Genomic DNA, 14,497 nt, shown 5'->3' with positions numbered 1-14,497 from the left:
GTGACCGAGATCGCCGCCCCGCCCCACCCCTTCGACGCCGCCGTGGCGCTCGAGCCCGCGGAGGACGGTCACGCGCGGGGGCGGACCAGCCCGGAGTACACGAACATGGTCGGTCCGTTCGGCGGCGTCACCGCCGCCGCCCTGCTGCGGGCCGTCCAGCAGCACCCGGACCGGCTCGGCGATCCCATTTCCCTCACCGTCAACTACGCCGGCCCGGTCGCCGACGGCGAGTTCGACATCACCGTGCGGGCGGTCCGTACCAACCGCACCAACCAGCACTGGCTGCTGGAGCTGACGCAGGACGGTGTGGTCACCACCACCGCCACCGCGGTGTTCGGCACCCGCCGCGACACCTGGTCGGACACCGAGCTCGACATGCCGGCGGTCCCGTCGGCGGATGCGGTTCCCACCCGGACCTTCCCGGACTTCATCGCGTGGGCCCGCAACTACGAGATGCGGTTCGTCGAAGGCGCGGTGCCCCAGCAGGACGCCGGCGAGCACCCCGACTCCACCACGACGCTGTGGGTGCGCGACACCCCGGCCCGCCCGCTCGACTTCCCGGCGCTGACGGCGCTGTGCGACGTGTTCTACCCGAGGGTGTTCCTGCGCCGCGGCCGGTACATGCCGGCCGGGACCGTGTCCCTGACGGTGTACTTCCACGCCGACGCCGGGCAACTCGAGGCCCAGGGCGACGACTTCGTCCTGGGCACCGCGCGCACCCACCGCTTCTCGCAGGGCTACTTCGATCAGGCCGCCCAGCTGTGGGGCCGCGACGGCACGCTGCTCGCCACGACCCACCAGCTCGTCTACTTCAAGGACTGACCCTCCGGGGCCCGCACCGCGAGCAGCGCCGCCAGCCCCGCGCCGAGCACCACGAGCAGGCCGGCGATCCCGGCCCGGTCCGCGTCGAACGTCCAGGCGAAGAGCCCGAACAGGGTCGGGGCCAGGAACGACACGGCGCGGCCCGACGTCGCGTAGAGCCCGAACATCTGCCCCTCCCGCCCGGCCGGGGTGATGCGCGCGAGGAAGGTGCGGGCCGACGACTGCGCGGGCCCGACGAACAGGCACAGCAGCAGACCGAAGATCCAGAACATCAGCGGCCCCGACACCACGAGCAGCACGACCCCCACGGCCATCATCGCGGCGAGCGAGGCGACGATCACCGCCTTGGGGCCGACCCGGTCGTCGAAGCGCCCCGCGACCAGCGCACCGAGGGCCGACACCACGTTCGCGGCCACGCCGAACAGCAGCACGTCGGCGGCATCGATGCCGTACACGTTCACCGCGAGCACCGCACCGAACGTGAACACCCCGGCCAGGCCGTCGCGGAACAGCGCCGAGGCGCCGAGGTAGCCGACGGTGCGCCGATCCATCGCCCACAGCTCGCGCAGGTCGCGCAGCAGCACCCGGTAGGACTGCACGATCCCGGCCCGCTCCGCGCCGGGATCGGCACCGGTGGGCGGAACCTCCGGCACCGCCAGCAGCACCGGGACGGCGAAGACCGCGAACCACACCGCCGCGGCCACCACGACCAGGCGGATGTTGAGGCCGCCCTCGGTGCTCACGCCGAGGAAGCCGCGGGTGTCGCCGTCGCCGGCAATGAACCCGAAGTACCCCAGCAGCAACAACAGCAGCCCACCGAAATAGCCCATGGCCCAACCCAAACCGGAGACCCGGCCCATGTTCTCCTCGGTGGAGACCTGACGCAGCATCGCGTTGTAGGGCACCTGCGCGAGTTCGACGACGACCGACGACACACCCAGCAGCACGAGGCCGAGCCACAGGTAGTGGTAGTCGTCGCGCACGAACACCATCGCCGCCATCAGCGCGACACCGGCGTAGGACAGCACCGCCAGGGACCGCTTGCGCCGGCCGGCCGCGTCGTAGCGCTGGCCCGAGACGGGGGCGGTGACCGCGATGAAGAACCCCGATATGCCCAGCGCCCACCCGAGCCACGTGCTCGCCGACATCGACCCCGGCAGGTCGTCGCCGACGGCGTCGGTGAGATACACGGAGAAGACGAAGGTCAGCACCACCGCGTGGTAGGCCGACGACCCGAAGTCCCACATTCCCCAGGCGAAGACCTGCCGTCGCGAGGTGGCCTCCCCGATCCCGGCGGCGTCCGTGTGCGCGCTCATGCCCGCAGCCTAGGAGATCGTCGCGCCGAGAACCGGCCTCCGGTGATCCGCGCGATTTCCGGTCAGCCGCGACCGCACTCCGCGTTCGCGGCTGACCGAGAGATTCGCGACCGTCACCCCAGCTGTGCACTTGATTGCATATGCACCTCGGTGCATACTCTCGGCATGGCCCTGGAACACGCGCTGCTCGCCGCGCTCGACGAGCGGTCCGGCTCCGGCTACGAACTGGCCCGCCGGTTCGACAAGTCGATCGGCTTCTTCCACAGCGCGACGCACCAGCAGATCTACCGCGTGCTGCGGCGAATGGAGGACCACGGCTGGATCACCGGCCGCACCGTGCCGCAGGACGGTCGGCCCGACAAGAAGGTCTACCGCGTCAGCTCCGCCGGACGCACCGAGCTGGACCGTTGGATCGCCCACCCCTCCGACCCCGAGCAGCTGCGCAGCGACCTGGCCGTGAAGATCCGCGCCGCCGGGCCCGGCACCCTGCCCGCCCTCCTCGCGGAGCTCACCCGCCACCGCGACGCCCACGCCGCCCGCCTCGACGTGTATCGCACCATCGAGAAACGCGACTTCCCCGCACCCCACCGGCTCACCGGGCCCTCACTGCACCAGTACCTCGTCCTGCGCGGCGGCATCCGCGTCGAACAGGGCTTCGCCGACTGGTGCCAGGAAGTGCTCGACGCCCTCACCACCGAGGACCACTCGTGACGAACCCCTACCCCCACCTGCTCTCACCGCTCGACCTCGGACCGTTCACGGTGCCCAACCGCGTCGTCATGGGCTCGATGCACACCGGACTCGAGGACCGCGCCAAGAACACCGGCCGCCTCGCCGCGTACTTCGCCGAGCGTGCCCGCGGCGGGGTCGGCCTCATCGTCACCGGCGGCTACGCACCCAACCGGACCGGGTGGCTGCTGCCGTTCGGCGCCAAGCTCACCAACCGGTTCGAGGCCCGGCGGCACCGGACGATCACCGATGCCGTCCACGCCGAGGGCGGTCGCATCCTGCTGCAGATCCTGCACGCCGGGCGCTACAGCTACTGGCCGCTGAGCGTGTCCGCCTCGTCGATCAAGGCGCCGATCAACCCGTTCCGGCCGCGCAGGCTCACCTCCTGGGGCGTGCGCCGGCAGATCCGCGCCTACGTCCGCTGCGCCCGCCTCGCCCAGCGGGCCGGCTACGACGGCGTCGAAATCATGGGCGGCGAGGGCTACTTCATCAACCAGTTCCTCGCCGAGCGCACCAACCGGCGCACCGACGAGTGGGGTGGCAGCCCCGAGAACCGTCGCCGGCTGCCCGTCGAGATCGTCCGCCGCACCCGCGAGGCCGTCGGCCCGGACTTCGCGATCTGCTTCCGGCTGTCCATGGCCGACCTCGTCGAAGGCGGCCAGCGCTGGGACGAGATCGTCGCCCTCGCCCAGGAGGTCGAGCGGGCGGGCGCAACGCTGATCAACACCGACATCGGCTGGCACGAGTCGCGGGTGCCCACCATCGTCACATCCGTCCCGCGCGCCGCGTTCGCGGACGTCACGGCCGAACTGGCGAAGCACGTCGCAATCCCCGTCGCCGCGTCCAACCGGATCAACATGCCCGAGACCGCCGAGGAGATCCTGGCCCGCGGCGACACACAGCTCATCTCGATGGCCCGGCCGATGCTGGCCGACCCGGAGTGGGTCCGCAAGGCCACCGCCGGCGCCGCCGACGAAATCAACACCTGCATCGCCTGCAACCAGGCCTGCCTCGACCACGCCTTCGTCAACAAGCACGTCTCGTGCCTGCTCAACCCCCGCGCCGGGCGGGAGACCGAGCTCCTGCTCGCCCCCACCCGCCGCCGCAAGGCCGTCGCGGTCGTCGGCGCCGGGCCCGCCGGGCTCGCCGCGGCGGTGAACCTGGCCCGCCGCGGACACGCCGTCACCCTGTTCGAGGCCGACGACGAGATCGGCGGCCAGTTCGGCATCGCCCGCCGCATCCCCGGCAAGGAGGAGTTCGCCGAGACCCTGCGGTACTACCGCCGCCAGCTGGAGCTGACGAAGGTCCAGGTCGAGCTCGGCACCCGCGCGACGGCCGACGACCTGATCGGTGCCTACGACGAGGTGGTCGTCGCGACCGGCGTCACCCCCCGCGTGCCCGCGATCCCCGGCATCGACCACCCGAGCGTGCTGTCGTACCCGCAGGTCGTCCGCGAGGGTGCGCCCGTCGGCGCCCGCGTCGCCGTGATCGGGGCGGGCGGCATCGGCGTCGACGTCTCCGAGTTCCTCACCCACGACCACTCCCCCACCCTCGACCTGGCCGAATGGAAGCGCGAGTGGGGCGTCACCGACCCGAAGGCCGCCCCGGGAGCGCTCACCGAGCCCCGCCCGTCGCCGTCGCCGCGCGAGGTGTTCCTGCTGCAGCGCAAGCCCGGCCGGATCGGCGCGCGGCTCGGCAAGACCAGCGGATGGGTGCACCGGGCGTCGCTGCAGCACAAGAAGGTGCACGAGATCTCGGGCGTGAACTACGAGCGGATCGACGACGCCGGCCTGCACATCAGCTTCGGCGAGGACCGCCGCGACCCGAAGGTGCTCGACGTGGACAACGTGGTGATCTGCGCCGGGCAGGAACCCGTCCGTGACCTCGTCGAGCGGCTCACCGCCGCGGGCGTGACCACGCACGTCATCGGCGGTGCCGACGTCGCCGCGGAACTCGACGCCAAGCGCGCGATCGAGCAGGGCACGCGCCTCGCGGACCGCATCTGAACCGGCCGCGGCTACGCTGACCGACCATGACTCTGCCGAACCCCACCCCCGACGCCCGCGCCGTCGTGACCGGCGCCTCCTCCGGCATCGGCGAGGCCCTCGCCGCCGAGCTCGCCGCGCGCGGGCACTCGCTGATCCTGGTCGCCCGGCGCGGCGACGTGATGGAGGAGCTCGCCGCGACGCTGCGGGCGAAGCACGGCGTCACCGTCGAGGTCCGCGCGTGTGACCTGTCCGACCGCGACGCGCGGGCGAAGCTCGTCGACGAACTCGGCGAGCGCCCGATCAGCATCCTGTGCAACAACGCCGGCATCGCGACCTTCGGCCCGGTGGCCCAGCTGGATCCGGGCTACGAGCGGGCCCAGGTCGAGCTGAACGCCGTCGCGGTGCACGACCTGACCCTCGCGGTGCTGCCGCAGATGGTCGAGCGCCGCTCCGGGGCGATCCTGATGGTCGGTTCCGCGGCGGGCAACATGCCGATCCCCCACAACGCGACCTATGCGGCGACGAAGGCGTTCGTCAACACCTTCTCCGAGTCGCTGCGCGGGGAGCTGAAGGACAGCGGCGTGCACGTGACGCTGCTGGCGCCGGGCCCGGTGCGCACGGAGACCCCGGATCCGGCGGAGGCCTCGATCGTCGACAAGCTCGTGCCGGACTTCCTGTGGATCTCCAGCGAGCACACCGCGAAGGTGTCGCTCGACGCGCTCGCCGAGAACAAGATGCGCATCGTGCCGGGCCTGATCAGCAAGGCGATGTCCGTCGCCGGCAACTACACCCCGCGCGGCGTCGTCGCGCCCATCGTCGGCGCCTTCTACCGGAAGCTGGGCGCGTAGCCCCCGTCAGCGCCTGCGGCGGCGGCCGGTGCCGAAGATGCTGCGGCTGATCTCGCGCCCCGCGGCCGACGCCGCGGACCGCAGGAAACCCTTGACGGCCGCGCTGCCGAGGACCTGCTCGACCATGCTCGGCCCCGCGTCCCGGGGCGGTGGCGTGCCGGGCAGGTCCGGCAACGGCGGGACCTGCGCCCGTGGGTCCAGGTCGGGGGCGCCGGCCACCTTCGCGGTGAGCCTCTCGTAGGCGGACTCGCGGTCGACGGTCTGCCCGTACTTGCCGTACAGCGCGCTCCCGCGCGCCGCGGACCGGATCGCCTCCTCGCCGACGGTGTCCAGCAACGAACGCGGCGGACGGATCCGCGTCCACGCGACAGGCGTCGGCGCGCCCTTCTCGGACAGCACCGTGACGACGGCCTCACCGATTCCGAGGGTGGTCAGCGCCTCCTCGAGGTCGTAGAACTCCGTCTCCGGATACGTGCGGACGGTCTTGGCCAGCGCCTTCTGATCGTTCGGTGTGAATGCGCGCAGCGCGTGCTGCACCCGCGCGCCGAGCTGGGACAGCACCACATTGGGCACATCCGTGGGCAGCTGGGTGCAGAAGAACACTCCCACGCCCTTCGAACGGATGAGCTTGACCGTCTGCTCGATCTGCTGCAGGAACGCCTTCGAGGCGTCGGCGAAGAGCAGGTGCGCCTCGTCGAAGACGAACACGAGCTTCGGCTTGTCGAGGTCGCCCTCCTCCGGCAGCGTCTGGAACAGGTCGGCGAGCACCCACATCAGGAACGTCGAGAACAGCACCGGCCGCGCCGCGTGGGCGCCGAGCTCGAACAGGCTGATCACGCCGTTGCCGCCGACGACGCGCAGCAGGTCCTCGGTCTCGAACTCCGGTTCTCCGAAGAAGGTGTCCCCGCCGCCGGCCTCGAGGTTGACGAGCGCCCTCAGGATCACGCCGGCGGTCGCCGGGGAGACCCCGCCGATACCTTTCAGCTCTGCCTTTCCCTCGTCGCTGGTCAAGTGTGTGACGACCTGCCGCAAATCCTTGAGGTCGAGCAGCGGCAGCCCCTGGCGGTCGGCCCAGTGGAAGATCAGCCCCAACGTCGATTCCTGGGTGGGGTTGAGGCCGAGGACCTTGCTCAGCAGGATCGGACCGAACGCGGTGACCGTCGCGCGGACGGGCACGCCCGGGCCTTCGGTGCCGAGCGAGAAGAACTGCACCGGGTAGGCGGTCGGTCCCCATCCGGAATCCCCGGTCTCCGCGGCGCGGGTCCGGAGCCCGTCGTCGTCCTCTCCGGGCGCCGACAGCCCCGACAGGTCACCCTTCATGTCGGCCATCACGACCGGGACCCCGGCGGCCGAGAGTTGCTCGGCGATGCCCTGCACGGTCTTGGTCTTGCCGGTGCCGGTCGCACCGGCGACCAGTCCGTGCCGATTCATCGTGGCGAGCGGGATCCGTACCCGGGCCGACGAATCGACCACCCCGTCGTGGACGACCGCACCGAGTTCGAGGGCGACCCCGGCGGCGGCGTATCCCGCGGCGATCTGCCGGGCCGGCCCGGCGGGTGCGATCTGCCGGGCCGGCCCGGCGGGCGCGGCGTCCGTCGCCTCGGCGGCCCGCGCGGCCGCCTCCGCCTCGCGCTGTGCCTGCTCGGCCGCCTTCAGGGCCGCTTCGGCGACGCGTGCCGCTTCCTCCGCGGCCGCGCGGGCGGCCGCCGCCTTCTCGGCCGGCGACAGTGCCGGCGGTGTCGGATCGACCGTCATGCGGTGTCCTCCTCGTCCACGTGCGGCCGCGGAATGGTCACCGTGACCTTATCGCCACGACCGGCCTGACTACTCTGTGTTTCGTGCAGGACAAACTTGTGTGGATCGATTGCGAAATGACCGGATTGCGGATCGACAGCGACAAGCTGATCGAGATCGCCGCCCTCGTCACCGACAGTGATCTCAACGTGCTCGGCGACGGGGTGGACATCGTCATCCACGCCGACGACGACGCGCTCGCCGCGATGCCGGACGTCGTCACCCAGATGCACGAGCGCTCCGGGCTCACCGACGAGGTGCGCCGGTCCACGGTGAGCGTCGCCGAGGCGGAGAAGATGGTGCTCGACTACATCCGGGCCCACGTCCCGGAGGCCGGCACCGCGCCGCTGGCCGGCAACTCGATCGCGACGGACCGCGGGTTCATCGCCCGCGACATGCCCGAACTCGACGCCTACCTCCACTACCGCATGGTGGACGTCAGCTCCGTCAAGGAGCTGTGCCGGCGCTGGTACCCGCGGATCTACTTCGGGCAGCCGGCGAAGGGCCTGTCGCATCGGGCGCTCGCCGACATAAAGGAGTCGATCCGGGAACTGCGGTACTACCGGCGAACCGCGTTCGTCGCCCCACCGGGCCCGCCGTCGGCCGAGATCGCCGCTGTCACGAAGGAGTTGGGTCCGGCCTGACCTGCGGATTCGCCGTTTCCGGCAAAGTCAGGCTAGTATCTGTACCGCAGGCGCAACCGGCCCAGGCCGATCGCGAATGCGATGGTGAGTGTAGTTCAGTTGGTAGAGCACCAGGTTGTGATCCTGGCTGTCGCGGGTTCGAGTCCCGTCACTCACCCCCACAGGGCGAGTCCCTGACCAGCAGAGATGCCGGTCAGGGACTCGTCTTTTTCGGCGTCGCGCAGCTCTGCACCAGCGCTCCGTCCCGAGATGCGGCGCTTGGGCGGACGACCGCCGAATCGCGCGATCGACCCGCCGTGCAACGGCGATCACCCGGTGAAGCAGTACGAGTCGCTGGACGCATCCCCGCCCTGCAGGCGGGTCTGGTGCACCCTGCGTCCGCGGAAGTCGTCGCCGTGCGGGAAGAATCCACCGTCGATGACCAGACCACCGGCGGAGACGTCGGCATCGAACTTCGCCATCCACGCCCCCACCCCGTCCGGGTAGAAGACCTCGTCCCAGGCCGCATAGAGCGAGTTGGTGGCGTAGACCCGGCGCCCGTCGCGACTGACCTCCACCATCTGCGGAGCTCCCGCGAGCCGGAGGTCCGGATCCGCCGGGTGCGGCTCGCGTCGCACGATCCCACCGAGGCGCACCGATCCCGTCTCCCTCGGGTGGAACGGATCGCCGACGTCGTACTGCTTGAGTTCTCCTGTGCCCCAGCACGAGACGTACAGCCAGCGGTCGTCGACCGACAGATCGATGTCGGAGACGAGCGGCGGTACCGCGCCGAAGGGTTTCAGCGCGGGCGGCAGATCGTCGGCCTCGGCCGGCTCCGCCGGAATGGTGATCACCTTCTCGACCACCCACCGGTCGTCGCTCTTGTGCCACATCCACACGGAGGCCGACAGATCCTCCACGCTGATGACGACTCCCACGAACCCGAACGCCTCGGAGGGATTGTGAGCCGGGCGGAGTTCGAGAACCATCTGGTGCTCGTCGCCGAGGTCGACGCGCTGGGTCAGCTTGCGCTCGGACATGCTCCAGAAGTCCAGGTGGTGTCCGAACCTGCGGCCGAGGAGGTCCTCGGCGTCGAGTCCGTTCTCGATCATCGACGGCGTGGCCCACTCGGAGGTGATCACCGTGTCGTACTTCAGGTGCCACCACACGTCGTACGCCAAGAACTGCTCGCCGTGCTCCGCCTCCCACGCTCCGACGACGTCGAATGTGTCGTGGTCGAGCAGCGCGACACCGCCCGGACCCTCGGCGCCGTCGGCGCCTCCCAGGGCGGACATGAAGATGCCCCCCGGTCCGCAATGCACCGTGTGCGGCCGCGAGTATCCCGCCTTCGCGGCGAGCTCGGCGGCCTCGATCGTGCGGGTCACCACCGGGTGCCGCGGGTCGGGTTTGGTGTCGAGGATGTACGTTCTCGACGAGCGGATGCCCGGCACCACCAGGTATCGCCGCTCGAGCGGCTGCCCGTGATGCCCGGCGTGGTGATCGCCGTGCCCCTCGTGACCGTGCCCCTCATGACCGTGCCCCTCATGACACAGCGCGCTCGAGCAGGCGTTCCACCCGAAGTGGTGCAACTCGTTGCCCGCCGTCGGCAACTCGGTCCAGCCGACCACACCACCGTACGTCGGCGAACCCGGCTCGCAATCGACCACTGCGATCGCATCCTTCGCCCGGCCGGCCGGATCGAAGGCAGCCACATAGGCAAGCCGCTCGGGCGCGGCTGCTACGGCGTCACTCGGGGTGCGGTAGAACGTGGGATCTGTCGTCGTAGACATGAATCCTCCTCGACTCGGTCCTGTCCGCCGGGCCACCCTCGGTGGTCCACGGTCGGTCGACGTCACAGGTAGGCATGCCTTTCCCTGATTGTCCGCCGCGCAGGACCGCATGTCGACCTTCCGCGGGGGCGGGCTGCCCGGAAGGCGCCGCCCGACATGGGAAGACCCCCGGGATCGTCGATCCCGGGGGTCTCGTGCCAACCCCTACCACAGGAGGCGGCCCCAGCCTGCCACACGCCGGGGTGGCGCCGCCGGGCGGCCCCGCGGCGGATCAGGCGCGTGCGTTTCCGGCCTTCCACGTCGACCACGGGATGTTCCAGTCCCCGAGCCCCTCGGTGCCTTCGAGGATGCCGCCGACGGTGTTCTTCACGATCACGATGTCGCCGCGCTTGGTGTTGTCGAAGATCCACCTGGCGTTGGCCGGGCTCAGGTTGAGGCAGCCGTGGCTGACGTTGCGGGAACCCTGATCGCCGAGCGACCACGGCGCGGAGTGGAAGAAGATGCCGCTGTACGACATCCGCGTCGCCCAGTCCACCGGGGTCCGGTAGCCCTGCGGGGAGTCGACGGCGACGCCGTAGGTCGACGAGTCCATCACCAGATGCTCGAACCGGTCGCCGATCGTGTACACGCCGTTCGGGGTGGGCGTGCTGTCCTTGCCCATGGACGTGGGCATCGTCATCACGTCGACCCCGTTGCGGTTGACGGTGACCTGCTTGGTGTTGTCGTCGGCCGTGATGATCACCGCGTCGCCGACGGTGAAGGTCGAATGCACATCCGACTGCCCGAACAGACCGTCGCCGAGATCGCGGCCGTAGACCTTCACGTCCACCGTGACCGTCGTGCCCGGCGCCCAGTAGTTCTCGGGCCGCCACCGCACCTCGCGGTTGCTGAGCCAGTAGAACGCGCCCTCCACCGGCGGGTCGGTGACGACGGTGATGGCCTGCTCGACGGCGAGGCGATCAGGGATGTTCTCGTCGAACTGGATCGCGACGGGCTGGCCGATGCCGACGACCGAGCCCTCGCCCGGCATCACGTAGGGCTGGGTGAGGTTGCCGGGGGCGCTGGTGGCGAAGGAGGCGACGGTCGTGGTCGCTCCGCCGAGCCCGTACGCGACGGCCTCGAGCCGGTACTGCCGGCTGTAACCGAGGGGCTCGGTGTTGGCCCAGGTGGCTCCGTCCGGGCCGAGCGCCCCGGCGACGGGTTCCCCGTCCGGGTTGAGCAGCGTGACCGACTCGAGCTTGCCGTTGACCACCGAGACCGTCACGGGCTCGATGGGCGAGAAGCCGACTCCCCCGTCGACGACGCTCGCCGACACCGTGGGCTTGATGAGCGCGGCGAGCGGATTCGAATCGATCGGCACCTCCTCGGCCCCGCCGGCGCTGCTCGCACCGGAGCAGGCCGTGACGAAGGTCATGACGCCGACCAACACGGTCCCGAGCACCACCGCGACGGCGCGCCGATTCCGCCGTCGGCGCGGCGCCGCACTGTTCCCAACCACTCTCCACCCTCCGATTCCGGGCCTCCCCCGGGCCGCAAAAGTGCACGTCGATGCGTGTGCGCTCGATGATGCCAGCCCCGCTCGAGGCGGAGCCGTCGCGACGTCGACGACGCGAATAACGTTCGAATACCAATCGCCGCCGGACCCCTCGGCGTTACGTGTCGCTCCCACCGAAATGCGGCATGACCTGCCGATTTGGTGCGCTACTGGAAGGTGTGTAATCTTTCCTTCGTCGCCGGGACAACGGCCCGGAGACGCACCGCCAAGCGCCATTAGCTCAATTGGCAGAGCAGCTGACTCTTAATCAGCGGGTTCGGGGTTCGAGTCCCTGATGGCGCACAAGAAAGGCCAGACCTCCCCACGAGGTCTGGCCTTTTTCTTTACCCACGCCCTTGCCACCCCACCAGCCACCCCGCCTTCGACGCGGCCTCGAACACCGGCCGCGCCTCCGCGGGACCGCCCGGACTACGCCGAGTACCAGCGACGTTCCGTACCGCGGCCGAGGGAACCGTCGGCCACAGCGCTTCCCTCGCGAGGCGGGCGCATGGCCGGCGTGTGCGACTCGGCCTCGACCGCCGCCAGTTCGGCGAGTCGGCGGAGGTCGCCCTCCAGTGCCGCGCGCCGGTCTCGGTGCGCCTTGACCAGCCGCCAATAGACCCGGTCCAGGCCCGGTGCCACGTGGAGCACACGGTAGGTCTGGACGATCTTGGTGCCTCCGGGGACGGGTTCGAGGTCGATGCGCCATTCGGTGCTGTCCGCCCGGCCCAGGAGACCCGTTGTCCGCCACGCCAGCGTCCGCGGCGGCTCCACAACGGTGAATACGCACGACCGGCTCCACCGGAGGCCGCCGGAGCGGTTCCTGCCCCGGAACCGGATTCCCGGCGCTGCCGCTCGGGCGTTTCCGAGCAGGCGCGCTTCCCGGCATTCGTGACTCCACTCACCGACCCGGGTCACGTCGGTGATGATCTGCCACACCGCCTCCGCCGGGGCGCGGCTCACCGTCTCGGTCCTGCCGTGCCGCGCCAAGGTGCCCATCAGGATCGCCCCTCGAGAAGCGCGAGGTTGAGCGACGGCAGCTCGGCGGCGGGCCCGTGGCCCCACCGCAAGCTGGACTTGCGCCGGTAGGTGCGCGCGAAGCCGTGCAGCAGGATGAAGCGGGGCACGGCGGGGACCACGTGCATGATCAGCTCACGGTCGTCCTCGCCGAGCCCGTCGATGACCCAGTGGGCCTCCGCGCCGAGTTCCAGGAAGCTCTTGGGCCTGACGAAATACTCCTGTTCCACCTCGTGGTACTCGGCGGTGGTGAGGGTCGCGGCCACGACCGGCATCATCTCCAGCTCTTCACGCCGCAGATGGGGAAGGAGCACGTCGGTGAGCCCGGCCAGCGCTTCGAGCAGCGGTTGCCGAGCGTTCGCGTCGTCGCGGTAGGCCAGCGCTGCGTCTTCCAGGGCGGTGATCGCCGGTGCGATCCGCTGGTGGTCGGCGTCCATCTGGTCCAGCAGGGCGCCGGCGTCGGGGTTCTTCACCCGGATCAAGGGCCACAGCCCGACATCCTCGCCGGTGTGATGGATGTGCAGGAAGCGCATCATCCACAACACGTGCTCCGCCAGTCCGCGTCGACGCCGAGGGTCCGGGTACGGCTCGGTGGTGAGCACGATCCGGGTGCGTTCCAGGTCACGGCGAAGTGCGCTGTGCACTATTCCCATGCTGCGTGTGTCTGCGGGTCCATGGTCGGTAGTCATGGCCCATCACCTTCCACTCTCCAGGCCCAGGAGCCGGATGATGGCTCCGGTGAGCCAGTTCTCGTACTGCTCAGGGCTCCAGCCGGTGCTGCCGGTCAACAGCTCGTACACCTCCATGCTGAGCACGGCCCACAGCCCCTCGGCCTCGACCGGGCTCAGTTCACGGCCGGCCATCATCGCACCGCCGACCCGCACGTTCAGGCGCTGGCGCTCCCGTGCCTGTTCCAGCCATGTCGCGAGGTCCGACTCCACGACGGCTGCCGCGCGCAGGGTGCGCTGCAGGCCGACGGTTCGTCGGTTGATGCCGGTCACCAGGGCGGCTGCCGCGGCGGCCCGATCCCGAGGGGTGCCCTGCGACAGGGCGGCGAACTCCGGCCGGTCCATCAGCGCCACCCGTTCGTCGTCCCCGACAACGGCGACGTCGAGCACCTGCATGAGGAGTCCCGCCTTGGAACCGAAGTGGGCATACACCGTTTCGACCGATGTGCCCGCCGAGCGCGCGACGTCTCGGACCGCGACCGACCACCCACCCTCGGAGAACAGGGTGGTGGCGGCGTCGAGGACGGCCCGCCGATTCTGCTCGGCCTGGCGCCGGCGAAGGGTCGAGTCGTACCGCCGCGGCTTCTCCTCCACCGGGCCCACGTCGCGCGCTTCTGCGCTCATACTCCAACGGTAGAACCGTTCCGTTTTCAATACAAGTAGCTTCAGGCCAAATCTTTCGTGCACGCTGCCCGCACCGATCGGAGACCCCTACCGCGCCGGGGCGCCCGGCGTCCGTTGCCCACCGGGAATGTTCTCCACGACCGGACCGGACGCCGAGTATGCCGATCCACCTTGCGATTTCGGTCCGACCACCAGCGAACCCCTCTAGCCTCGGAGGCGGATCACATCGACCGTCGAAGGAGTGTCGCCATGGGTCAGCTCGAGGGCAAGGTCGCGTTCATCACCGGTGCCGCACGCGGACAGGGCCGCAGTCACGCCGTCCGGCTGGCCCAGGAGGGGGCCGACATCATCGCCGTCGACCTCTGCGCCCAGGTCGACACGGTGGGATACCCACTCGCGACGGCCGACGACCTCGCCGAGACCGTCCGGCAGGTCGAGGCGCTGGACCGGCGGATCATCGCCGGCCAGGCCGACGTCCGCGACAGCGCCGCCCTGAAATCGGCGGTCGACGAGGGCGTCGCCCAGCTCGGCCGGCTCGACATCGTCCTCGCGAACGCCGGCATCGCCAGCTTCGCGCCGGTCGAGGACCTGACGGACGAGATGTGGGACGACATGATCGATATCAATCTCACGGGGGTGTTCAAGACGGTGCGGGCAGCCGTGCCGCACCTGAAGGCCAACGAC

General features: G+C 70.3%; 13 protein-coding genes and 2 tRNA genes. 8 read left to right on the top strand and 7 right to left on the bottom strand.

Annotation, left to right across the window (positions count from 1 at the left end; translation table 11 throughout):
• A complete protein-coding gene (locus AIIKEEIJ_RS19010) occupies positions 1 to 822 on the top strand; it encodes an acyl-CoA thioesterase (protein WP_006939009.1) in 822 nt (273 codons plus the stop codon).
• Here AIIKEEIJ_RS19010 and AIIKEEIJ_RS19005 read toward each other — a convergent pair.
• Complete coding sequence (locus AIIKEEIJ_RS19005) at positions 807 to 2,138, bottom strand: MFS transporter (protein WP_006939008.1); 1,332 nt, start codon at positions 2,136 to 2,138, stop codon at positions 807 to 809. The genes AIIKEEIJ_RS19010 and AIIKEEIJ_RS19005 overlap by 16 nt on opposite strands.
• Before the next feature lie 165 nt (positions 2,139 to 2,303).
• Here AIIKEEIJ_RS19005 and AIIKEEIJ_RS19000 point away from each other — a divergent pair, with 165 nt between their 5' ends.
• Genes AIIKEEIJ_RS19000 through cmrA form a run of 3 tightly spaced genes read left to right on the top strand, consistent with a single transcriptional unit; the run spans position 2,304 to position 5,703 of the window.
• Positions 2,304 to 2,849, top strand: a complete 546-nt coding sequence (locus tag AIIKEEIJ_RS19000; RefSeq protein ID WP_065922688.1) for a PadR family transcriptional regulator — start codon at positions 2,304 to 2,306, stop codon at positions 2,847 to 2,849.
• Positions 2,846 to 4,873 (top strand): FAD-dependent oxidoreductase, encoded by a 2,028-nt coding sequence (locus AIIKEEIJ_RS18995; protein WP_161996342.1) that lies wholly within the window; start codon positions 2,846 to 2,848, stop codon positions 4,871 to 4,873. The genes AIIKEEIJ_RS19000 and AIIKEEIJ_RS18995 overlap by 4 nt, the downstream gene beginning before the upstream one ends.
• A 26-nt stretch (positions 4,874 to 4,899) precedes the next feature.
• Entirely contained in the window at positions 4,900 to 5,703 is an 804-nt protein-coding gene (cmrA, locus tag AIIKEEIJ_RS18990; RefSeq protein WP_006939004.1) for a mycolate reductase, read from the top strand.
• 6 nt (positions 5,704 to 5,709) lie between these two features.
• On the opposite strand, the gene AIIKEEIJ_RS18985 is transcribed toward cmrA, so the two are convergent.
• Positions 5,710 to 7,458 (bottom strand): helicase HerA-like domain-containing protein, encoded by a 1,749-nt coding sequence (locus AIIKEEIJ_RS18985; RefSeq protein WP_161996341.1) that lies wholly within the window; start codon positions 7,456 to 7,458, stop codon positions 5,710 to 5,712.
• A gap of 83 nt (positions 7,459 to 7,541) precedes the next feature.
• Here AIIKEEIJ_RS18985 and orn point away from each other — a divergent pair, with 83 nt between their 5' ends.
• Together orn and AIIKEEIJ_RS18975 are read left to right on the top strand one after the other, a co-directional pair.
• Entirely contained in the window at positions 7,542 to 8,141 is a 600-nt protein-coding gene (gene orn / locus AIIKEEIJ_RS18980) for an oligoribonuclease (protein WP_029543010.1), read from the top strand.
• An 83-nt stretch (positions 8,142 to 8,224) separates the two neighbouring features.
• Positions 8,225 to 8,302: transfer RNA gene (locus AIIKEEIJ_RS18975), tRNA-His, on the top strand.
• Between the two features lie 147 nt (positions 8,303 to 8,449).
• Here the strand turns inward: AIIKEEIJ_RS18975 and AIIKEEIJ_RS18970 are convergent.
• Both AIIKEEIJ_RS18970 and AIIKEEIJ_RS18965 read right to left on the bottom strand, forming a co-directional pair.
• A complete protein-coding gene (locus AIIKEEIJ_RS18970) occupies positions 8,450 to 9,910 on the bottom strand; it encodes a selenium-binding protein SBP56-related protein (protein WP_161996340.1) in 1,461 nt (486 codons plus the stop codon).
• Between the two features lie 271 nt (positions 9,911 to 10,181).
• On the bottom strand, positions 10,182 to 11,324 hold the full coding sequence (locus tag AIIKEEIJ_RS18965; RefSeq protein ID WP_050036335.1) for a L,D-transpeptidase: 1,143 nt from the start codon (positions 11,322 to 11,324) through the stop codon (positions 10,182 to 10,184).
• Between the two features lie 350 nt (positions 11,325 to 11,674).
• Between AIIKEEIJ_RS18965 and AIIKEEIJ_RS18960 the strand changes: the two genes are divergently transcribed.
• Positions 11,675 to 11,747, top strand: a tRNA-Lys gene (locus AIIKEEIJ_RS18960).
• 126 nt (positions 11,748 to 11,873) lie between these two features.
• Here AIIKEEIJ_RS18960 and AIIKEEIJ_RS18955 read toward each other — a convergent pair.
• The 3 genes from AIIKEEIJ_RS18955 to AIIKEEIJ_RS18945 are packed head-to-tail and all read right to left on the bottom strand — an operon-like array spanning position 11,874 to position 13,813.
• Complete coding sequence (locus AIIKEEIJ_RS18955; RefSeq protein WP_161996339.1) at positions 11,874 to 12,443, bottom strand: SRPBCC family protein; 570 nt, start codon at positions 12,441 to 12,443, stop codon at positions 11,874 to 11,876.
• Entirely contained in the window at positions 12,443 to 13,150 is a 708-nt protein-coding gene (locus AIIKEEIJ_RS18950) for a hemerythrin domain-containing protein (protein WP_161996338.1), read from the bottom strand. The genes AIIKEEIJ_RS18955 and AIIKEEIJ_RS18950 overlap by 1 nt, the downstream gene beginning before the upstream one ends.
• A 6-nt stretch (positions 13,151 to 13,156) precedes the next feature.
• Positions 13,157 to 13,813, bottom strand: coding sequence for a TetR family transcriptional regulator (locus AIIKEEIJ_RS18945; RefSeq protein WP_202917262.1), 657 nt, complete (start codon positions 13,811 to 13,813; stop codon positions 13,157 to 13,159).
• Positions 13,814 to 14,062: 249 nt separating this feature from the next.
• On the opposite strand from AIIKEEIJ_RS18945, the gene AIIKEEIJ_RS18940 reads away from it, so the two are divergent.
• Positions 14,063 to 14,497 (top strand): SDR family NAD(P)-dependent oxidoreductase (locus AIIKEEIJ_RS18940; protein WP_161996337.1); only part of this gene is annotated, 435 nt, incomplete at its 3' end.

The organism is Rhodococcus sp. YH1, assembly GCF_009939605.1.
GTDB lineage: Bacteria > Actinomycetota > Actinomycetes > Mycobacteriales > Mycobacteriaceae > Rhodococcus > Rhodococcus aetherivorans.
The sequence above is the reverse complement of the archived record's forward strand: the minus strand, read 5'-3'. Positions and strand labels throughout refer to the sequence as shown.